At 50.0% G+C, this 20408-nt stretch carries 17 protein-coding genes; 6 read left to right on the top strand and 11 right to left on the bottom strand.

Going from position 1 to position 20408, the window contains the following annotated elements; genetic code table 11:
* Position 1: 1 nt before the first annotated feature.
* Positions 2 to 907 (bottom strand): DMT family transporter, encoded by a 906-nt coding sequence (locus tag NDA02_RS00745; protein WP_348254266.1) that lies wholly within the window; start codon positions 905 to 907, stop codon positions 2 to 4.
* A gap of 244 nt (positions 908 to 1151) precedes the next feature.
* On the opposite strand from NDA02_RS00745, the gene NDA02_RS00740 reads away from it, so the two are divergent.
* On the top strand, positions 1152 to 1673 hold the full coding sequence (locus NDA02_RS00740) for a peptidoglycan-binding protein (protein WP_348254264.1): 522 nt from the start codon (positions 1152 to 1154) through the stop codon (positions 1671 to 1673).
* Between the two features lie 258 nt (positions 1674 to 1931).
* Here the strand turns inward: NDA02_RS00740 and rarD are convergent, their stop codons facing one another.
* Together rarD and NDA02_RS00730 are read right to left on the bottom strand one after the other, a co-directional pair.
* Positions 1932 to 2867 (bottom strand): EamA family transporter RarD, encoded by a 936-nt coding sequence (rarD, locus tag NDA02_RS00735; RefSeq protein ID WP_199296521.1) that lies wholly within the window; start codon positions 2865 to 2867, stop codon positions 1932 to 1934.
* A gap of 205 nt (positions 2868 to 3072) precedes the next feature.
* Positions 3073 to 4197, bottom strand: coding sequence for a THUMP domain-containing protein (locus tag NDA02_RS00730; protein ID WP_190791727.1), 1125 nt, complete (start codon positions 4195 to 4197; stop codon positions 3073 to 3075).
* A 328-nt stretch (positions 4198 to 4525) separates the two neighbouring features.
* Between NDA02_RS00730 and NDA02_RS00725 the strand changes: the two genes are divergently transcribed.
* Complete coding sequence (locus tag NDA02_RS00725; protein ID WP_190791726.1) at positions 4526 to 4843, top strand: hypothetical protein; 318 nt, start codon at positions 4526 to 4528, stop codon at positions 4841 to 4843.
* A 103-nt stretch (positions 4844 to 4946) separates the two neighbouring features.
* Here NDA02_RS00725 and NDA02_RS00720 read toward each other — a convergent pair whose 3' ends face one another.
* A complete protein-coding gene (locus NDA02_RS00720; RefSeq protein ID WP_190791725.1) occupies positions 4947 to 5459 on the bottom strand; it encodes a molybdenum cofactor biosynthesis protein MoaE in 513 nt (170 codons plus the stop codon).
* A gap of 1503 nt (positions 5460 to 6962) precedes the next feature.
* Between NDA02_RS00720 and NDA02_RS00715 the strand changes: the two genes are divergently transcribed.
* On the top strand, positions 6963 to 9239 hold the full coding sequence (locus NDA02_RS00715) for a peptidoglycan DD-metalloendopeptidase family protein (protein ID WP_190791724.1): 2277 nt from the start codon (positions 6963 to 6965) through the stop codon (positions 9237 to 9239).
* A 632-nt stretch (positions 9240 to 9871) separates the two neighbouring features.
* Here the strand turns inward: NDA02_RS00715 and NDA02_RS00710 are convergent.
* From NDA02_RS00710 to NDA02_RS00695, 4 genes are all read right to left on the bottom strand, one after another.
* Complete coding sequence (locus NDA02_RS00710; protein WP_190791723.1) at positions 9872 to 10819, bottom strand: DUF4432 family protein; 948 nt, start codon at positions 10817 to 10819, stop codon at positions 9872 to 9874.
* A gap of 376 nt (positions 10820 to 11195) precedes the next feature.
* The gene (locus tag NDA02_RS00705; protein ID WP_190791722.1) at positions 11196 to 13391 is read right to left on the bottom strand and encodes a choice-of-anchor Q domain-containing protein; all 2196 of its coding nucleotides are present in this window, start codon (positions 13389 to 13391) and stop codon (positions 11196 to 11198) included.
* A 239-nt stretch (positions 13392 to 13630) separates the two neighbouring features.
* Positions 13631 to 13786, bottom strand: coding sequence for a hypothetical protein (locus tag NDA02_RS00700; RefSeq protein ID WP_190791721.1), 156 nt, complete (start codon positions 13784 to 13786; stop codon positions 13631 to 13633).
* Between the two features lie 89 nt (positions 13787 to 13875).
* Positions 13876 to 15309 (bottom strand): ATP-binding protein, encoded by a 1434-nt coding sequence (locus NDA02_RS00695; protein ID WP_199296520.1) that lies wholly within the window; start codon positions 15307 to 15309, stop codon positions 13876 to 13878.
* A gap of 114 nt (positions 15310 to 15423) precedes the next feature.
* Here NDA02_RS00695 and NDA02_RS00690 point away from each other — a divergent pair, with 114 nt between their 5' ends.
* On the top strand, positions 15424 to 16110 hold the full coding sequence (locus tag NDA02_RS00690) for a response regulator transcription factor (RefSeq protein ID WP_190791720.1): 687 nt from the start codon (positions 15424 to 15426) through the stop codon (positions 16108 to 16110).
* Between the two features lie 168 nt (positions 16111 to 16278).
* Here NDA02_RS00690 and fghA read toward each other — a convergent pair whose 3' ends face one another.
* From fghA to NDA02_RS00675, 3 genes are all read right to left on the bottom strand, one after another.
* Positions 16279 to 17133: an S-formylglutathione hydrolase gene (fghA, locus tag NDA02_RS00685; RefSeq protein ID WP_190791719.1), complete on the bottom strand. Its 855-nt coding sequence runs from the start codon at positions 17131 to 17133 to the stop codon at positions 16279 to 16281.
* Between the two features lie 253 nt (positions 17134 to 17386).
* Positions 17387 to 18397 carry a nucleoside hydrolase gene (locus tag NDA02_RS00680; RefSeq protein ID WP_190791718.1) on the bottom strand — a complete coding sequence of 337 codons (1011 nt, stop codon included), beginning with the start codon at positions 18395 to 18397 and terminating at the stop codon, positions 17387 to 17389.
* A gap of 176 nt (positions 18398 to 18573) precedes the next feature.
* Positions 18574 to 18975: a PAS domain S-box protein gene (locus NDA02_RS00675; RefSeq protein WP_348254262.1), complete on the bottom strand. Its 402-nt coding sequence runs from the start codon at positions 18973 to 18975 to the stop codon at positions 18574 to 18576.
* A 506-nt stretch (positions 18976 to 19481) separates the two neighbouring features.
* Between NDA02_RS00675 and NDA02_RS00670 the strand changes: the two genes are divergently transcribed.
* Positions 19482 to 19700 (top strand): chlorophyll a/b-binding protein, encoded by a 219-nt coding sequence (locus NDA02_RS00670; RefSeq protein WP_190792061.1) that lies wholly within the window; start codon positions 19482 to 19484, stop codon positions 19698 to 19700.
* A gap of 137 nt (positions 19701 to 19837) precedes the next feature.
* Complete coding sequence (locus tag NDA02_RS00665; RefSeq protein ID WP_190792062.1) at positions 19838 to 20290, top strand: DUF4383 domain-containing protein; 453 nt, start codon at positions 19838 to 19840, stop codon at positions 20288 to 20290.
* Positions 20291 to 20408 lie beyond the last annotated feature (118 nt).

The raw sequence follows: 20408 nt of genomic DNA, 5'->3' as shown, positions 1-20408 counted from the left end.
CTCAAGCCGAGCGCTGTCGCCTGAGCTGAAATCGACCGTCGATGGCAATCAGTCCCAGGAAAATTAGCCCCATTCCGATCACCTCTGTCCATTGCACCTGTTCTTTTAAGACTAAAACACCTAAAACTAACGCACTAATCGGAATCAAAAACGTCACCAGCAATAAATTTGTTGCTCCAGCGGTTGCAAGCAGTTGAAAGTAAATCAAGTAAGCCAGTGCCGTACTCAATAGCGACAATCCCAGAATCGAGAATACGGCGATCGAATCCGGAGCGAGTGTCCAGGGGCGATCGATGATCAGAACCAGAGGCAGCATCATCACGCTTGTGCCAATTAGCATTCCAGCGGCAGCAACCGGAGGGGAAAGCGATCGAAACCGCTTGCCGTAAATACCTGCCAATCCGTAGGAGCAAGCCGCCCCCAAAATGGCCAACTGAGCAAGATTGGTCAAATTAAACTGAGACAATGCCTGAGGACTCATCAAGACAACCACACCCCCCAAGCCTAGAACCGTTCCAGCAAAGCGATCGGGGGTTAATCGTTCGTCTTGAGTCAGCCAATGAGCCAGAATCACGGCAAAAATCGGAGTGGTAGCGTTCAAAATGGCGGCCAAGCTGCTGTTAATCTGCGTTTGTCCCCAAGCGATCAGGCTAAAAGGAATCAAATTATTCAACGCGCCCATCACCAAAAATTCCTGCCACTGTTGCAGGGAGTGGAGCAGGGGTTGACCTGATATCCAGACCCAAAAAGTGAGTACGATCGCAGCCAAGCTGACCCGACTAAAGACGATCGTGAAAGGAGGCAATTCCGTGAGCGCAAGTTTGATGAACAGAAATGAGCCACCCCACAAAACGGAAAGCGTGATGAGCAAGCCCCATTCTCGAACTCCCATTTGTTTTTGCAGCATCCGATCGCTCCCTTTTCGACTGTATTTTCAGGCTAAAGTGTGTTTTCAGGCTAAAGCAGAGGCGGAGCAGCGTTCTACCCGATTCTTGCGATCGAATTCAAATCACTCTTTTAAAACTCGATTTTGTTGATCAGCAGGAAGCCTCTTTGAAGGGCGACAGTCCAATCGCTGTTCCGTTAGAAATTGGTCGTTATAGACTGGTGGTGTAGAGAATTTTGCGCCAGCCGTTTCACCCGCTCCCAAAATGTCTCCTGAATACTCTGCTTCTCCTCGATCGTCTCAATTTTCACAAAACCCTGTTCTCTATCCCTGGGATGTTGGTCCGGCTGTGGCTGAAATGCAGGATTTGCTGCGGGCGCACGGCTATTCACTGCGGGTCGATGGAGACTTTGGCTGGAAAACCGAGATGCTGGTGAAGGCATTTCAGCGAAAACAAGGCATTCGGACCGATGGCATTGTTGGTCGAGAAACCTGGAACGTGCTGAGGTCAACGGTGCAGCCTGGAACGCGTGTGTTGAAACAGGGGCTGGTAGGCGAAGATGTGGCAGAGCTTCAGGGACTTTTACAGATCAACGGCTATGCGGTCGATCGCTCTGGTCACTTTGACGCCGCCACGCAAGAAGCCGTAATTCAGTTTCAGCAGCGGCATAATCTCAGGAACGATGGCATCGTAACGGGGGTAATGTGGACACTGCTGCAAGGACGCAAAGAACCTACCAAAATGAGTAATCCTTTTTTGCTCAATCGATTCCGCAAGCCAACTTAGTTTCGCATTAGCAGCGTTCAATCCTACCCAACCAAATCCGATAGAATCACTCGATCGACCTACTTCAATCGGTGGCGAATTCAAAAAATTAGCAATTCTAGCTCGCTAATCAGGAAGATACGATCGAGAATGGCTTTTTCACTTCTGAGAGAGGCGATCGAGAACGATGAGGATTTAGCTTAAAAGCACGATGAATCACACAAACCATCATGCTGCAAGCCAATCACAGTTCCATTGTTGACTACCTCATTTTTTCCGTTATGGTTTTTTCGCTGCTGGGTCTGGCGTTAAGCGAGTGCCTGCTTTTCCTGTAACGCCTTTTTCTGTAGAGCTGTAGAGATAGAGCGCGATCGCCGTCCAGATACAGCTAAAGGTAATGGCATGAGTCTGGGTAAAGGGTTCTCGATACAGAAAAACACCTAAAAGCAGCTGAAGCGAGGGCGCGAGATATTGAAAAAATCCTAGTGTGGAAAGCCGCAATCGTTTAGCAGCATTGTTAAACCACAGCAGCGGCATTGAAGTCATAACCCCAGAGCCGATAAACAGCAGCGTAATCAGCCGATCGTTGCCCAGATGACTCACTCCGGTAAACGACTCCCAGCCAATGATCAGCAGCGCAACGGGCGTGACCAAAAGCGTTTCGACCGCTAACCCGACCATCGGCGCAACCGGAACAATCTTTCGCAGCAGCCCATAAAATGCAAAAGACAACGCCAGCAGCAGGGCAATCCAGGGAACCTGACCAAACTGCCACATAAAATATGCTACGCCGATCGCTGCTAGCAGCACCGCCAATTTCTGTCCCCGGTGCAGCCGCTCTTTTAGAAAGAGAAATCCCAGCGACACGCTTACCAGGGGATTAATAAAATAGCCAAGGCTGGTTTCGACGACCCGATCGGTGTTTACCCCGTAAATATAAAGCCCCCAGTTAAACGACAGCAGCATTGCCGTTGTCAGCAAAAGCACGATCGACTTTGGCGTTTGCCAGAGCTGTCGCAGTTCCGATCGCCGCTGTTGCAGCAGCAAAACCCCTGTTAAAAACAGCATCGACCAAACAATGCGATGGCTTAACACCTCAACAGGCGGCGTAGAGCCAAACAGTTTCCAGTAGATCGGCAGCAGTCCCCAGGACGCATACGCCAAAATTGCGTAAACGGAACCAGACGAGAGAGCAGCAGGATTCGATCGAGCCAAAACAGCGATGTCCAGAAATGACCTTACCTATGATAGCGATCCGGGCAAAAGTAAGTGGTGTGTCAGAAGAGAGACTCCGATCGCGAAGACAGGCTCTAAAGACTCTGAGAAGCATAGCTAGAACCCGGTTCGCTCCCCCTGCATTCCCTCATCTCCTTCCTGATTAAAAGGGGGCTAGCGGGATCTAAAGCAGCTAAAACCCACCCTAGTACAGCTCATACTTCATCAACTGACAGGGCAAAGTCCCGTTATAAACTGCAAATCGCTGGCTTGACTTTAGCCCGATCGACTGCGCCAGCTCCTTATTGCCACTTAAAACAAACGCTGTCCAGCCTTTAAACCGCTGTTTCAAAACGTCGCCAAGCTGACGATAAAAGGCTCCCAGGTCGCTGTCTCTGCCCAATCGCTCCCCGTAGGGCGGATTGCAAAACAATACCCCGCTATCGGTCGGAGGCTCCACCTCAGACAAATCCATCCGCGAAAACCAGACCTGATCTGAGACACCACAGTTTCGGGCATTGACCATCGCCTGTTCGATCACCGTTTCATCCCGATCGCTTCCCCAAATCGGCGCGGCCACTTTCTCACGTTGACTCGACTCCGCATCCTCAACCAGGCTTTCTAATAAATCCAAGTCAAAGTCGAGCCAGGTTTCAAACCCAAACCGCTCCCGAAAGAGCCCAGGCGCAATGTTGAGCGATTTAAGACAGGCTTCTAGCGGCAACGTACCAGACCCACAAAGCGGATCATAAAACATCTGCTCCGGCTGCCAGCCCGAAAGCTGAATCAACGCCGCTGCCAACGATTCCTTTAAAGGAGCCACCCCCACCGCAGGACGATAGCCCCGACGATGCAAACTGTTGCCCGAACTGTCCAGGCTGACCGTGCAGGAATCGCGATCGAGATGCACATTAATCCGCACATCAGGGTCTTGCAGCTCCACATTCGATCGATCGCCGAACTGCTCTTGCTGCTGATCGACGATCGCGTTTTTTACCTGAAGCGCAGTGAAGTGGGTGTGGTTGAGCTGAGTTGTTTTACCCGTTGCGGTGACGGCTAGCGTTAAATCAGGCGTGAGATAAACAGACCAGTCAATTTTCTGAATTCCTTGATAAAGATCTTCGGCATTTTGACAGGGAAACTCCCGCAGCTTCATCAGAATCCGAAACGGCAGCCTCGCCCAAAGATTAACCCGATACAGCAAGGCACGATCGCCCTCAAACGCAGCCCCACAAAACTTAGGCTCCACCGAATGTGCCCCTAGCTGCTCTAATTCCTGGGTAGCAAGCGATTCCAAACCCCGCGCCACCGTTGCAAAATACTGATTCATACAGGCTGATCACCAACGTCTATCGCACGCCCCTCGTAGGAAATGCCCTGCTCCTATAATGACGCACCCGGATTAAACTTACACTAGCGTTCCATCGCTGCAATTCTTCAGAAACCAAAAAGGTTGCTGCTTAACATCGCACTTAAGGTTGAAGTACCACCACCGACGGTTTGACTATACTCTCGGTTACTCACTGCTCGATCGAGCAGCGGGTAATGATCAACTGTATCGTTCAGATCTCGTAAATGCTACAGCGCGTTTTTGGACGATCGCAGTTCATAGGGTTTTGGTTTGAAGCGACAATCAAGCCTTCATTGGGAGAAAATCAATGTTTAACTTCGACAAAATTAATGATGCGCTAAGGAATGCTGTACCGGGAGCAAGACAAGAGGAAGACGAGGATAGGAAAAGAGGTCGTCGTAGTGATGATGAATATTCCGAGGAAGATTACGACGAAAACAGAAGAAATCGACGCGACGACAACGAAGACAGCGATGACGAGGACAATCAAAGCAGAAGAAGTCAACGCGATAATGACGAAGACTACGATGGGGATAGAAGAAGTCGTAGAGACAATGACGAAGACGAGGAGGACAGAAGAAGCCGTCACCGGAATGACGAAGATGACGAAGATGACGACGATTAGTTTGTAATTGCTCTATTCAGATTGCAAGACTCGTAAATCTTTCGCACTGTCATTTTCACGCTGCCATTTTCGCGCTGTCATTCTTGCAGAACTGATCAACGGGTCAGCACCCCTCTCCAGACGGCTCACAAGCTCCAATGCTGACCCAACTCGTGGAGCCGTCTTCCCAGTGTTCCTTCTTCCAAATGGGTGCATTGTGCTTTAATGTATCGATCGCATATTTACACGCCTCAAATGCTTCGGTGCGGTGCGGGCAGCCCACAGCCACTAAGACGCTAATTTCGCCGATCGTCAAGCGTCCGACCCGGTGATGAATCACCACATGGGTTACGTCTGTCCAGCTCTGGCGGATTTGGTGGGCGATTTGCTTGAAGATCTCGATCGCCATCGGCTCGTATGCCTGATACTCCAGCGCGACTACTGCCCGACCTTCGGTATTGTCTCGTACCATGCCGCTCATAAGTACTACTGCCCCATTTGCCGGGTCATCGGCAAGCCGATAAACCTCTTCTAAAGACAACGAAGCATAGGTAATCGCGAAACTATCCCCCAAGTAGGTGGGTGGACGTAGAGGGGAAACGGCTCCGAAGGGGGAACTGCTTTGCACCAGGGTCATGACAGCAGATAAGGGGTTTCTCTACCACTGTATCAGGCTGGCACGCCATCTGGAGCATCCCCTTAGGTTAGGTAGGAAGGGTAAAAGAGCTTTGGTGATGCAACGACAGCACAGGGAGCAACCCAGAGGACAGCACAAAGATAATAAGGAGCAGGAGGAAAGATTAGGGGCAAAATGCGGTTCGGCTACGAAATCAGGCTTAGTTCATTTGCCTAATGAGTTTTTCTAAAGCGTTTAGAGCTGATTTTGCATTTGCACAATGCGCCTGCATGAATTAAACTCCCCCATTTCCCAGCCTTTTCTCCCAGGGTTTTCCTTGAGGAGCAAAGGAGAGCCACGCTCAAAGTTCCTCTACTGTTTCGCAATGGAGAAGAATTGAGGGTGGGAGCAGGCATTCGCGCAGCAGATTTCATTGCAATCGATTTTTTTGTATTGAAAGCTACCTTCTATTATTTGAAATTTCTATCTAAGCGTCACTTTTGATTGAAAGAATTAGGAGTTGCAGGGGAATTCTGATTTATTCCAGAATAGAGGGGCTGTTGGAGAGGTGGATAAGTGTTTGTTTATCGTGTCCTGTTCGTCAGCAACCTCTATTTCATCTGTCTAATTTGTTCCTGGAAATCGCAGGGGAAATTTAGGCAAAAATACAAAAAAACGCTGTTTATTCCCAGTTTCGCTGTAATGCATTAGCTAGAGATTCTCTTCATCACTGCTACCATAAGCAACACTGCTGCGCCAAAAACCTTATAGCCTTATTACCCGGAAGAGTAACACCTCTTTTATAAGAAATTTATATAACTCACGGAATAATTTGGCAAAGCGAGAAAAGCTGTTAAACTCGCTACAACTTCTGCCAATCCCTGCCAAAATTTTCGTTTCGTATTATCCCCGGATCGGGTCTGTAGCCTACGAATTCAGAGGCTTTGGGGCACTTTTTGCCAGCAGCAATAATTTTTTTCTAAGTGAGGGTTGAGCAATATCAAATAATTGCCCAACTCACTTCTAATCGATCGCCTGAGCCTGAAAAAGCTCGCCTATAGGGTATTCTAGGACTGACCATCAACTGTAGAAAAACATCTTGGCAATGGCAACCCCTGTTTCAGACAAAATCAAGATCTCTATGAGAGCAGATTCTTTGATGCCATTCGCGCAGATGTAGGATAGACTATGCCGGTAAGATTTCTATCACCCCCTGCAAAGACTGAAATAACTCGGTTACAGCAAGCAATCGTGATAGGGCTAAGCGTTGATGAGGCAAGAGTTTTTTATAAACATTTCATTTTTGATCGATGAACACTTGAAATTTTTTTCATCTGATGTAAGCTTGTCTAAGTCAAAAAAGCAGGGTAATCTTACCTAGTCATCTGTCCCTCGTCGGTGATCCAAGTCTCAATCTTGTTTGATATCGATCATCTACTTCAGGGCATTTGATTTGGGTATATCGAAGCAAGACCACAAGGTCTGAAGGATAGTTTAAACGCTGCTCAACAGGAGGTCGTTCTTTTGAAGCGAGCATATCTGCGGAAGGTCAAGCCTAATGTTAGCTCCTCTGGTTCAGTTGATAATGCAATAGGTCAGACGGAACAAGGTTCCAGGGGAGTTCGTCGTCGGGCACGCACTTCTGCTGCCATGGTCGGATTAGCCCTCTCGATGGGTGCAACGGGTCTTGTGATACCCCGCCAAAGTGATGGTGCGGCAGCAGCAGAATCAGCCGGGACAGAAGCCAGTGTTTCTCCGGTTTCTCAAGCGGCGCCGACTGGTCCATCTGCGACCGAAGCGTCTAATTTAGACACCGCTGCTGTTTCTTCCGCTGCTGCCGAAGTTCAGCACAAAGTGGCTGCAGGCGAGACGCTGATCGGTATTGCCAGGGAGTATCAAGTGACCGTTGCGGCGATCGCGAAGGCAAATAAGCTTTCGACTCGTGCTGGTCTCCAGGTTGGACAGCTACTCAAGATTCCGGTACAGTCAGATGTCCAACTGACGCCAGCAAGCTCCTCGCCAAGCGTGGATAGTGCGGCAAGTGAGAAGGCAGCCATTGATTCGCTTCAATTGGATCGGGAGCAGGCACTCAGCCGCCTTCGTGTTCAGCGTGAACAGCTCCAAAGTAAGTTGTTAGAGCTACGCCCGGAGCAGAATGCCGAGCAGAGCGTCGGGCCTTCTCAGGAAGCACCTGCTAAACTTCAGCAAGCCCCGATCGCCGAACTGCCTCCTAACCTGGCTCCAGCAGCTCAAAGCAGTTCTTCCCAACGCCAAATCGAGCAGGAATCAGCAAGCGTTCCATCGGTTCCTCAGGCACATTCTCAAACCGATTCTCAACCCCAGGTCTCACAAGCGGCAGCCCCGATCGCTCCTCAGCAAAACGTTCCTGAGTGGTTGCCCGAACCTGACTGGATTCGCTCCAGCCAAAACGGGGTAACTCCAACTAGCCAGGTCACGGCTGCCCCTGCTATACCCGAAAATCTGCTGGCTCTTCGTCGGACACCAGTGATTCCGGTAACGCAGCCGACGATTCCGCAAACGGTAATTCCACAGCTTTCTTCTGAATCGGGGGCAATTGCCTACCGGGTAGGTCCTGGGGATACGGTTGCCGAAATTGCTGAGGCGTACAACGTTCCGCAATCCTTATTAATCTCCGCTAATCGCATCAGCAATCCAAATTTTATCTTTGTGGGGCAGGTCTTGCAGGTTCCAGGCAATCAAGTTGCCAGCCCTCAGGTTCCTACTAGAGAATCTAGCTTTGAAGCAAAGGCTCCGTCGGTAGCAGAGGCTCCGCTCCCAACTCGGTTAGAAACCCCGGCTGCGCCCGTTCAGATTTCCTCAGTTCAGGGGATAGAGGCTAGTCAGACTGCTGAATCCGTCACTGTTCCAACAATTCCGACTGCTGTGGCTTCTGAGCCGTCTGCTACAACCCTGATGCTGCCTCAGCAGGTCGCGGCTGCACCCATTAGCACGACGCCTGCGACTCCCGCAGCCGGAAGCGAATTGATGCTGCCTGCCACTCCTGCTCAGCAAAGCAACGCAGCAGATAACGTGACAAATCCGTTTGTGCAAAATTTGCTGGCTGAGATTCGCACTTTGAGACAGCAACATCAGCATCCGTCAGGCGCTCCCCAGGTGCAGGCAGCTCAGACTGTCACTGCACCGGCTGAGCCTGCAACGATCGCAGCCGCTACGGTCTCAGGTTCAATGGCGGTCAATCCTCAGTTTCAGCGGCGCAATGAAAGTGCGGTAGGGGGTAGTGCTCCTGCACCCGAAACGAATCAGTCGCAAGTAGTCGCGGTCGCTCCGCTAGGCTCAGAAAATTATGAACCACTGCTGCGACCCGTAACTGGACGGATGGTTTCACCCGATCTGCCGCCGCTGCCTGGAGCAGACAACTTCCTGCCCAATCAGCGCGAAGTCTTTGACGGCTTTATCTGGCCTGCTCGTGGGCTTCTGACTTCTGGTTATGGCTGGCGTTGGGGTAGAATGCATCGCGGAATTGATATTGCTGCTGATGTCGGAACCCCGATTTACGCAGCTGCCGATGGCGTGATCGAATTCGCTGGCTGGAATGCGGGCGGCTACGGCAACATGATCGAGATTCGCCATGCAGACGGCAGTATGACTCGCTATGCTCACCTGAATCGGATTTCGGTTCGGTCGGGACAAAGGATTGGGCAGAGTCAGCAAATTGGTGAGATGGGCAGCACGGGTTACAGCACGGGTCCGCACCTTCATTTTGAAGTCCATCTTGCACAAGGTACGGTTAACCCAGTTTCTTATCTGCCCAGTCGTTAGTAATGGTATATCCCGTTCATCTCAAATCCGGTTCATTGGCTATTCTCCGACCCGTCACCTGGTTTTTTCTTCAGGGTCTTTAAGCGGATTTGATATCAGCCAATAAGGGGAGCAATATTGCTCCTCTTTTTTATGTTTAAAGTTCGGAATCTCGGTTTGAAGTTCGACATCGGGCTTGCTTTAGGATTTCAAAGCTCCCCATTCCTTAGGAATTCAGGGGGTAATGTAGCCTTTCTGATTCTCCTCAAACTCCCTTCGGAAAAACCAATGCGATCGCTGTTCTGATTGAAACGATACCCAGCATTCGCGCAAGTTTATTAAACCAGGGACGATGAGAGGGTTATTTGTCCCTTATCATTTGTCTCTGTCATTGCTATTCATCATTCGCAATTCGCAGAGAGCCATTCACTGATGACAACCGTATCTCGCGCTGATCTTTGTCTCTTTGTTTATCCCTAATTGCTTTACTAAATCGATCGCTCAACTTAGTCGCCTAATAATTCCAAAACCTTGATCAGCAGCGTATTTAATACCAGCCGATCGAGTCGCGTTAAAATCATGTTATGCTTTGTGACGGTTTTCGATTAGGGATCGTCAAAACCGCCTTTAGCTTTGTTTTTAGCTCTGAAAGTCTAACTGCGCTGGAGCGTGATCATAAGCGATCGCGTTTGGGTTTCCTGGGGTTGCAGGTAGGCGATCGTTCCGTTTTCGCAGGCAACATTCAGGTCATAAGGCATGGTAGTGCAAGGTTCAACCACAACGACATAGTGATCGTGCCAGCCACCGAAGCTCTGAAACATCCAGACATAGGGAAATTCTGCCGTGTCAAAGCGCATGACCAAAGCAGACTTCGACTTCATGCTGCGAATGCCGCAGTGACCCGCTGCCAATTGAGAACTGTAGAAAAATTCCTGGAGTTGGGAAGAGCGGGGTGGCACCTGCTTGATATTGATTTCGGTTCCTTCGGCGGTGAGTGCTTTGGGAAAGCGGGTCTGCTGTTGCTGACCGATAATGCGGCTAAAGTCGAGCGTCACAGGTTCGATCAGGCAATCGGGCAAAATGATTTCGTCACCCGGTTCGATCGCAATTGCGGCATGATGCTTTAGCAAAAACGGAATCGTTTCATCGACCTGATTTTGCAGCGTGTAGACGATCGCTGCTTTCGGTTTAGAAGCACTGATGCGAATATTTTTGGTGACGGTCACAGGGACAGTTTGGCAAACGTATCGCATCGTCACGCCCAGTTTTGTGGATTCGATCACTTCCCAGGACTGCGACCACAGTTCACCGTGATCCACCAAATTGCGCCCCTGAAATTCCCCTGCTGCGTCATTGGGAAACACTTCATCCCAGCCGCCAGTCCAGTTCTGATCAAAGGAAGCTCCAACTTCCAGCGATCGAGACTTATTGGCATTGTATTCTTCAGGATGCCAAAGCCATTTCTTACCCGTTTGTAAATCCTGAAGTTGATCAATTCGTCCACCCAAATCGGGTCTGATCACGAGCTTGATTTCTGCATTTTCTAAAATCAAAGCTTGAGTAGAAAGGGGCTGTAGCTGGGACGAGTCGATCGCGACCACCTGATTTTCTCCTTTGCACGACTAATCCACAAATACCGCTGTTTCAAGGTTCCTGTCACTCCCACTAGAGATAGATAAGCCCGTGACTGAGCCGAGTTTAGATGCTTCGCTCAGTCACGGGCAGAGTGTAGATAAAAGTGATAAACCCTGTGGTCGGGAGAAATTGAGCAATGAGTTTGTGAATGGTTTAAGGATGAGTGTGATCTGCTAAACAATCCTCAAACCGATCGATTTGTACCTAAAGTTTAGAGGACGAACCTGTTAATTTTAGGTTCCAAACGATTCACAAACGGGAGATTAAGGGAGCGGATTTCAGAGAATGTTTGAATCATGAGATACTGCTCAAGCCACCCCTCAAACCCATTCAAGGCAAGAATCAAGCGAAATAATTGCCAGTTGTTAACCTGCCGCCTGTCGCATCTTGCCCTGCCATCTGAATTCCCGTTAGGTTGACTACAAGATCGTTGTTGCTAAAACTTGCCACACCGTCATTAGCGGCAACATAAGTGCGTGTGCCCCATTGGAAAAAGACGGCTTCATTGGGTTGCAATGCCTGGTCTCCGCCAACAAGCTGGTTTTTGTCGCGGAATGCTGCTTGAGCGGCGGCTGTCAGGTCGCTACCCGTTTTGCGTCCGGCATTGAACACGCCGCGTGGAAGTTGGGCGGTTTGCAGGTTGTTGTCGTAGTCAAGCTGAAGTCGATCGCCTTGAGCGAAGGTGAAATCCGTAATGCGATCGAGGCTGCCAACACGGGACTGGCTGAAAGCTGTCTGCTGCGATGCCCCTGCATAAACAAAGCGATCGGCTCCGGTTCCCCCGGTGAGGGTATCTGCGCCCAGGTTGCCAATCAGCACATTATTGCTGGCATTGCCCACTAGCGTATCGTTGCCGCTCGTTCCGTTGAAGGTATTGCTTCCTGATGTGCTTTCCCCTGATATACCGCCTCCTGATGTACCGCCTCCTGGCATGCTTTCCCCTGATGTACCGCCTCCTGATGTACTGACTGCTGATGTACTGCTTCCTGGAGCCATTGCGCCTGCTTCAAATGCACCGATGTCAATCCGTCCATCCGATCGCGTAAAGCCGCGTCCATCCGTCGTGGGTGCGCCTGCGGCAATGCCGCTATTGATTGCGGGACTTCCTGCCAGTAGGGCGTGGGTGAGCATCCCGCCGCCGTTATTCTGGAGCGATCCCAGCATTGGATCGACCAGTCGAACGCTTGGAGTTGCGTTGTAGTCGTTCCAGTTGTTGGTGCGCTTGGGCGGAAACTGAATATTGCCGCCATTGTCAATCAGGACGCGGTTTGTGTGCTGCTGAATGCCCCAATTGTTCGTGCCGTTGTCGGCAGTGTTATTGGAAAAGATGGTGTTTTTCACCGTTACACGGGCATTATCCGGTGCAGAAATGCCACCCCCGACCCAACCTGCTTTGTTGTTGGCGATCGTTGTGTTGATAATATCCGTGTTGCTATACAGCGTCATCGCGCCGCCCACGCGGTTGTAGTCGGTTCCGGTGGTTTTGTTGCCGGAGAAGGTGCTGTTCGTAATCGTGCCGGGTGCGCCCATCATCCACAAGCCGCCGCCCTGACTGGAAGCTGTGTTGTTGACAAACGAGCTATTGCTGATGGCAAGTCCCCGGTTGTTACCGTTGCTCATCACCACCACGCCGCCGCCGTTGCCGCCATTGCCCTGTGGAAGGGACTGCACTGCGTTGTCTTTGAACGTACTGCGATCGATGATGACGTTATCCTGCGTTCCGGTGTACAGATAGGCTGCGCCGCCTTCTGCCTTGCCTTGGTTGCCTTCAAACACGCTGCCCACAATCCGAATCGTGCCCGATGCCTCGCTGGTGCTGCTGGCGCGATCGGTGTAGATGGCTCCGCCGTAGCCGCGCAAAGTCGGATTTTGCTGTCCGGCTGCAAAGTTGGCTGCCAGCGTACTGTTGTTGATAAAGCGCGAATTTTCGATCGTCAGTTTGCCATTGAGGCTGTTGATTGCACCGCCGTTAATACCCTGGTTATTGGTGAAACTGCTGTTTCGGACGATGAAATTCCTCGGGCTGAGAAAGGCGATCGCCCCTGCACCACGTTCGTCATTTCCGGCAGTTGCCTGGTTGCGATCGAACTGGGAATTGGTGACGGTCAAATTGTTTTCCCAGGCTGAGTAGATGGCTCCGCCGCCTTTGTTGGCAACGTTGTTTTGAAAGCTAACTTTGTCGATGCTGATGTTTGCCCTGTGTTCACCCTTGATCGCACCGCCCTGATCGTTCGTTTTACCGTTGATCAGGCTGAGATTTTTGAAGGAAACGGTGGTGGGAAAGTCTTGGTTCGAGTTCACCCAGAATATGCGGGAGGCATTATTGCCACTGATTTTTAACCCTGGCGCAGTGCTGCCATCGATCGTGATGTTTTTGCCAGGGGAGACGTCAATTTGTCCGCTTGTGAGCGTAATCGTTTGTCCCGCTAGATTGGATGCAAATTGAATCGTGCTTCCAGCAGGTGCCGCAGCGATCGCTGCCCGCAGTGAACCTGCACCACTATTCGCAGTGCTGGTAACGGTGATGATATTCGACATGAAAGCTCCTCTAATGGTGGGAGTCACCGCGCAGATTGCGATCGTCACGCTTCTCGACGGAAGCAGAGACTAGAAATCTGGGTGCAGCAGCACCGGGTGATCTCGCAATGAATAACAGACACAACAGGGATGCTTCGTCGTTTCAACCTGTTTGCTATTTCACACGCACAGAACACACTGAGGTTCACTCAAAGTGAACGAATTGAGCTGGTAGAAGTTGGTAGTCTGACCCTTTTTCCCTAATTTTGGATTGCCCGGAAAGGCAACGCCTGCGGCGTGGTAGATTCACACTCATTTAACAGGAGAGCCGCAGTTGCTTCACACCGACCCACTGTAGAGGGTAATGGGAGCCGGAGGATGTGATAAGCCACAGTGGAGGGGGTGATATGTGTCACGAGGGGATGGGCAGAGATGAGGTTGTTTGGGGCGGAGGGTGTTTAAGCTGGCTGTAGGAAAGATGAGGATGGATGAAGAAGGGAGATGGTTAGGCGTTTGGGGGGTGGGCCGATCGCGCACTAATGTGGGGGAGGGTGACGGTGAAGGTAGTTCCTTTGTCTTCGATACTGTCGATCGTAATGTTGCCTTGATGCCGATCAACGCACTGCTTAACCACGGCTAATCCCAGCCCGCTACCGCTCACGCTGATGCTGTTTTGTCCTCGATAAAATGCCTCAAAGATTTGCGATCGATCGGCTGGGGCAATGCCCAATCCATTGTCTTTGATTTGGAGAATAGTTTGTCCGGGTTGACAGTCAAGCAGCAGTTCAATGAGCGAAGTAGAACTGGAATATTTGATAGCATTGCAAAGCAAATTGCTCAGAATTGAATACAGCAGTTTCTCATCTAAAAGCACGTGTCGCTGGCTGCCCTGGCTAATGATTTGAACAGGATGAGACGATCGCATTGAGAGCTGAATTTCTTCAACTAAATTGAGGCAAAATGCTTCTAGATCGATCGGCTGCGGGTTAAATTCCAGTTTGCCTGCTTCGGCTCTGGTCAGGGTAAGAATGTCGGACAACATTTGCTTCATCAGCTTGGCAGAAGATTGGATTCGCTCCAGATTTTTTTGCTGGCGTTCTTTTGTCCACGAGGCTTCGTTATCACGCATAAGCTGGGCGGAGCCTAAAATTACGCTGAGCGGAGTGCGAAACTCATGCGACACCATCGAAAAGAATTTCACCTTTAACTCGCTGAGTTCCTTTTCCTGAAGCAGAGTCGATCGCAGCTTTTCTGCTTGCTGCCGCTGGGCATACTGGTAATAGAGCAACAGGGCAAACCCAAGAAAGATAGCCAAGCTAGAAAGGCTAATCAAAAACTCAATTAAATATCGGCTGCGAATGCTAGTTTGGGATTGGTTGAGCCACTGCTGCAAACGCTGTTCTTCCTCAGCTTGCATCTGATTCATCACCAATGCAATTTGCTCCCGAAGCTGAATGCTTTGTTCTGTAATTTCTGCTTGAGTGGTGCGATCGTTCGGCTGTTTCTGATGAAGCTGAATCGATTGTTCCAGAAGAATGATGCGGCGATCGAGCAGTTGTTTAAGCTGGTTAAATTGGGCAATTTGCTCACTGTTCGTGTCAATTTGCTGCTGAAGAAGCTGCATTTTTGGAACGATTGCTTTAACTGCTTCTTGATACCGCAAATATTCAGCGTGATCGCTGAGAAAAACGTAACCGCGTCGCCCGGATTCAGCAACTGTCATCGTGGAAAAAATATTGGCAAGGCTTTTAATCACTTCATAGGTTTGTTTGGATTGATTGGTGCTTTCAATGAGCTGCTTGGCGTTTTGATAGGAAGTCCAGTTCGTGAATCCCATTAATACAATCACAGAAGCGAAACCTGCTCCCAGTGCTCGTTTTCTCTGCAAGAGTTTCACGTTAACTTTTGTTCCGTCTCGATCGTCGATCTGCTCTGCCACGCTTCCCTTCCTCGCCTACCTTCTCTTCAGCATATCGCTCCAGAATTGCCTAAGATTGAGATAAGTTGAGAGATTGAGATAGATTGAGGCGAACCGGATTAAGCGAAGGCGGCGATGCGAATTTTAGTGGTCGAAGATGATGTTCAGCTAGCAGAAGTCGTAGCGGAGGCTTTGACTGATGCTCAGTATGTGGTGGATGTGGCGCGGGATGGAGAGTCTGCCTGGGATTGGCTGGAGTCGCTGACCTATGATTTACTTGTGCTGGATGTGACGCTGCCGAGGCTAGATGGTATTCGCCTGTGCCGGCGGCTGCGCGATCGTCATTTAACCCTGCCAGTGCTGATGCTGACTGCGCGAGATACGATCGCCGATCGCATTACCGGATTGGATGCAGGGGCAGATGATTATGTGGTCAAGCCGTTTGACTTACAGGAACTTCTGGCGCGAGTGCGGGCACTGCTGCGGCGGGGCAATGCGACGGCGGCAACGGAGTTAATCTGGGGCAGTCTTCAGCTCAACCCCAGCACCTATGAGGTGTTTTACGATCGCCAGCTTATTGCCCTGACGCCCAAGGAATTCGCACTACTGGAACTGCTGATATCAAGCGGTCGCCGGGTGCTCAGCCGAACTGGAATTATCGATCGCATCTGGTCGCTGGAAAATCCTCCCGCTGAGGAAACAGTAAAATCGCACGTTAAATGTTTGCGAAATAAGCTGAAATCGGCAGGTGCGCCAGAAAATTTGATCGAAACAGTGCATGGGTTGGGGTATCGCTTGAGGCAGCTCGATGGGGGAACATGAGCTATCTACCCGATTTCTACCCGTTTTCTGCCCGAATTTCTGCTGACCCTGGGGTTATCGTAAGAGCAAATATGGATTCACCTTCGGGGGCGGCGACGAGAAGCAGACAGCCAGCCCCGATTTTTTTAACTGTAGCTTGGTGGTTGCTGCGGCGTGCAGTCGACTTTCTCAAGACGATGCTTGCAGTGCGGTGGCGTGATGGTGAATGTGGTCTTCGATAAAGCTGGCAATGAAGTAATAGCTGTGATCGTAGCCGTCCTGCATCCGCAGCGTCAAAGGTTGCCCAACCTGGGCGCAAGCCTGCTCCAAACGATCGGGCATGAGCTGTTTTTCGAGAAAACTATCGGCAGTTCCCTGGTCGATCAGGATGGGTCGTCGCCAGGGGGCAGTTAGAATTAGCTCACTCGCATCGTAAGCTTTCCAGCTTTCCGTTTCTTCGCCCAGATAGTGACGAAACGCTTTTTGCCCCCAGGGGCACTGCACCGGAGCAGCGATCGGCGCAAACGCAGATACCGAGCGGTAGCGATCGGGATTTTTGAACGCGCAGAGTAACGCTCCGTGTCCTCCCATTGAATGTCCAAAAATTCCCTGGCGATCGGGCTGAATCGGAAAATGGGCAGCGAGTAAGGCAGGTAGCTCTTGAGTGACATAGCTGTACATTCGATAATGCGGTTTCCAGGGTTCCTGCGTTGCATCGACGTAAAACCCTGCTCCCGTGCCAAAATCCCAGTCGTCCTCTTCTCCCAGAATTCCACAATTGCGCGGACTGGTATCCGGCGCGACCAGCATCAAACCATGCTTTGCCGCAAACTGCTGTGCCCCGGCCTTCACCATAAAATTTTCTTCGGTGCAGGTTAGCCCAGACAAAAAATACAGCACCGGAACAGGATTTGCAGCTGCCTGAGGCGGGCGGTAAATCGAAAAGCGCATTTCGCTATTGCAAGACTGCGATCGATGCTGATAGAACTCGATGGTTCCACCAAAGCAGCGAGCTTGATTCAGCAATTGGGGAGCTTCACTCATAGAGAAGAAAAGATAAAGCAGAAAATGGGCATGCAACGGGGATAGACCGATCGAAATGAGAGGTTGTTGAAAGCATAGTTGAAAGCATAACTGTGACCCAGATCGTGCCTCTCGTTCCCCAGATTTGACTCTATCAATCTTGCATGATTCAGAAATAAAAAATCTACTCCTCTAAGCAGGATTGATAAAGAATCAGTTGATTATCCCAGAGAAAAAATTATCTGGTGTCGATCGTATTTTATGTTGCTGTGTTTTAGGCTGTGATCGTGAGCATCAGGTAAATCAAATCCTGCAGAAAACTAGTGAAAAACATTTCTGCATTTACCTGCATCGCAACCCAGGCATTAGCTCCCGGTTTGGCAGTGTGACGGCGATCGATCAGCGTTTGCCCGATCGTCCATTCTCCCTGGATTTCGATTTTTACCGTCGCTCTTTGCAGCAAAAACGATTCTGGGTAGAACAAATAGCCGATCGTGGCTGCATCGTGAACCAGAAATCCGGGAATGCCTCTGGTTTCACAATAGCCTGTTGCCGTACCGATCATAAATTCACAAAGCGGGCTGATGAGCTGAGCGATCGGGCTGCGATGGGAAGAATTGGTCACGACCGCCTGTGCCATCTGACGAGTAAAGATTAGGTGTTGCGTCACATCGAGCGGCATCACAACTAGATCATCGCGACTGTTGAAAACCGTTTGGGCAGCGACGGCATTGAACCAGATGTTAAATTCGGCGTGGGGCGTTACGTTGCCCGGTGCGAGAAAAGCTCCCCCCATGACGATGATCTCTTTCGCCTGCTTCAGGATGCCGGGCTGTTTGGCTTCAGCGGCAGCAAGATTGGTCAAAGGACCGATCGCTACGATCGTCACTTCCCCAGGCATGGCGTTGAGGCGATCGATAATCACATCATCGGAGCGGCGGGCGGTTTCAAACGCATGGGTGGCTGCGGGTAGCGTCTCCGATAGGTTGCCCATCCCGTCAGGTCCATGAATAGAGGACGCATCCTCAATCGCCCCTTGCACAGGCACTCCTCGACCGACTTCGATCTGAGAAAATCCTGCTAAGCTCAGGATCTGGCTGCTGTTGCTAAAGGTCTTCTGGGCAGCGACGTTACCATCGGCTGTGGTGACTGCAATCAAATCTGCAAAACCCCGTTTGACTAGACTGAGTAGCCATAAAAAGGCAAAGGTATCATCGCCACCCGGATCAGTGTCGAGAATGATTTGAGGAATACCTTTTTGAGGAATACTTTGAGAATGAGTCATTACAAGTCACGTATAAAAACAGATATGAAAACAAGGATAGAAGCAGGGATAAAAATTAGTTCAATCTTTTATTGAGCCTTTTATTAAGCAAACGAGCGATCGCGTTTACTAGAACTTTGGGTTCTACCGGTTTTGCAATGTGTTGCTAAAATCCTGCTGCCATTGTCTGCTGATAGTCACTTTCCCCCATGCAGCAAATTAATAAAACTTTCCCGATCGCGATCGCGGTCATCTGAGTGATTCACATCGTCAACAGTGAGGGCAAGGAGCCCTACCTCGGTATATCCGCTAATTTCACAAAAAGCAGCATTCACGCGCAGAAGCTGCCCCGCAAGTGCTTGCTGCATATAGGGAAGCACAGATCGGGAAGCACTCTCACTTAATACATCCCGAACGTGCTGATGCGTAAACACTGAGACAGGCTTCTTAAACCAGGTTTCGATCGAGCCAAGCGGGGTTTGGGTTTGTATTTTTAGCTCATTAGCATTGCTTTCAGCAGGGGCAAAGCGCGATCGCATGAGCATCGCCATTTCGCTGTCACTGCCAAAAATAGTCTCAGAGAGATTAAAATTTGCCATGATTTCCAGTGACAGATCCTAGCTTCAGGAGGGTGATAACTATCAGTGAATCCAGCAGTGAATCCAGGAACGAATTCAGCGCAGTGAATCTAGAACAGCATCCCTTCTAACTGCTGACCAGGCTTAGCAAGATGCAGCGTATCGCCCTAGGTCAATCTTCTACCACTAGGTAGAACAGCGGATCTACCTTCCGGAGGAATGCCTACTTGCACGATCAGGATTCAGGCGGGTAGCCTCCTGGAGAGCATCCTAATTCGCAGAGGTGATATATGAGGAGATATAGGCTCACTGTCACTTCTCCCGCATTCTCTTAAATGCTGCCTGTAAATCATAAGAGTAATCAGTAATAACAGTTCGATTGTTACTTTCATTACCCTGATTGCTTACAGCAAGCAACGTTGGATTCCAATCTTTTGACAGAGCGGATACTCGACCCTATTACAGACCATTGCAGTGATCTGAATGAATACCATAATCAAAAAATACATGAATAACTGGCTGTCATTATGAAGACTGCAAGCACCGCACCAAAAATTGATACTGCTCAAGTTCCGACGATCGCCCCTGCTTATAACGGAGCTGATCGCAATGCCTGGATTTTTGGCTGGAATCCTCAGCAAGAGCTGTGGAACGGGCGTCTGGCAATGATTGGTTTTGTCGCCTATTTCCTCTGGGATATCGCAGGTTACAGTGTCCTTCGGGATGTGCTGCACCTGATTCGTTAGACCGATCCGTTAGATGCATCGATTCGCTACAGACGTGATGTTAGCGAAGCAAGATTCAATCATTTGTGAAGAAATGGTTCGTGAAAATCGCTGATTGATTTCAGCAAACAAGATTATTGGAAACCCGAAATACTGCCATGCAAACCACTGCAAACTCCTCAATTCGCTACGCTGCCCTCAGCCTGGGAACCCTTTTCCTGTTTTTGGGTTTGGCTGGCTTTTTGCCTGCTTTTGTTATTCCTCCTGACAGCTTTATTCCTGCAATGGGATTTGGCTATCTGTTTGGTCTGTTTCCGACAAACTACTTCCACAATGCGATCGGCATTCTCGTTGGGCTGTGGGGCATTGCAGCGTTCACCAGTCTGACTGGCTCGATCGTCTTTAATCGCATCTTCGCGATCGTTTACGCGCTGGGTGCAATTTTAGGGCTAATTCCTTTTACCAATACTCTGTTTGGCATTACGCCGCTTTTGGGCAATAATATCTGGCTCAATGCTATTGTTGCAGCGGTCGCCTTCTATTTTGGATTCATTAAGCCCGCAGAAGTTCAGCTTCCTGGAGCATCGAATCCTCAGGCGAGCGTGCAATAAAAACTCGCTCAAATCGTGCCCAGTCGCCCATGAAAATGGAGCTTCCTCAAGCTTCTTAAAAGCAATTCTTGTTAAAAGACGAAACAGTACATTCTTCAGAGTTCGCTGATTAATGAGT

This window comes from Leptolyngbya sp. ST-U4 (genome assembly GCF_039962215.1).
Classification (GTDB): domain Bacteria; phylum Cyanobacteriota; class Cyanobacteriia; order Elainellales; family Elainellaceae; genus Leptolyngbya_A.
Note: the sequence above shows the minus strand (reverse complement) of the source record. Positions and strands in the feature narration are given on the sequence as shown.

Excerpts from the sequence above, each read along its gene's own strand:
- NDA02_RS00690 (WP_190791720.1), top strand. The coding sequence starts at position 15,424 with ATGCGAATTTTAGTGGTCGAAGATGATGTTCAGCTAGCAGAAGTCGTA.
- NDA02_RS00680 (WP_190791718.1), bottom strand. The coding sequence starts at position 18,397 with ATGACTCATTCTCAAAGTATTCCTCAAAAAGGTATTCCTCAAATCATT.
- fghA (WP_190791719.1), bottom strand. The coding sequence starts at position 17,133 with ATGAGTGAAGCTCCCCAATTGCTGAATCAAGCTCGCTGCTTTGGTGGA.
- NDA02_RS00725 (WP_190791726.1), top strand. The coding sequence starts at position 4,526 with ATGTTTAACTTCGACAAAATTAATGATGCGCTAAGGAATGCTGTACCG.
- NDA02_RS00745 (WP_348254266.1), bottom strand. The coding sequence starts at position 907 with ATGCTGCAAAAACAAATGGGAGTTCGAGAATGGGGCTTGCTCATCACG.
- NDA02_RS00670 (WP_190792061.1), top strand. The coding sequence starts at position 19,482 with ATGAAGACTGCAAGCACCGCACCAAAAATTGATACTGCTCAAGTTCCG.
- NDA02_RS00740 (WP_348254264.1), top strand. The coding sequence starts at position 1,152 with ATGTCTCCTGAATACTCTGCTTCTCCTCGATCGTCTCAATTTTCACAA.
- NDA02_RS00675 (WP_348254262.1), bottom strand. The coding sequence starts at position 18,975 with ATGGCAAATTTTAATCTCTCTGAGACTATTTTTGGCAGTGACAGCGAA.
- NDA02_RS00665 (WP_190792062.1), top strand. The coding sequence starts at position 19,838 with ATGCAAACCACTGCAAACTCCTCAATTCGCTACGCTGCCCTCAGCCTG.
- NDA02_RS00705 (WP_190791722.1), bottom strand. The coding sequence starts at position 13,391 with ATGTCGAATATCATCACCGTTACCAGCACTGCGAATAGTGGTGCAGGT.
- NDA02_RS00720 (WP_190791725.1), bottom strand. The coding sequence starts at position 5,459 with ATGACCCTGGTGCAAAGCAGTTCCCCCTTCGGAGCCGTTTCCCCTCTA.
- NDA02_RS00730 (WP_190791727.1), bottom strand. The coding sequence starts at position 4,197 with ATGAATCAGTATTTTGCAACGGTGGCGCGGGGTTTGGAATCGCTTGCT.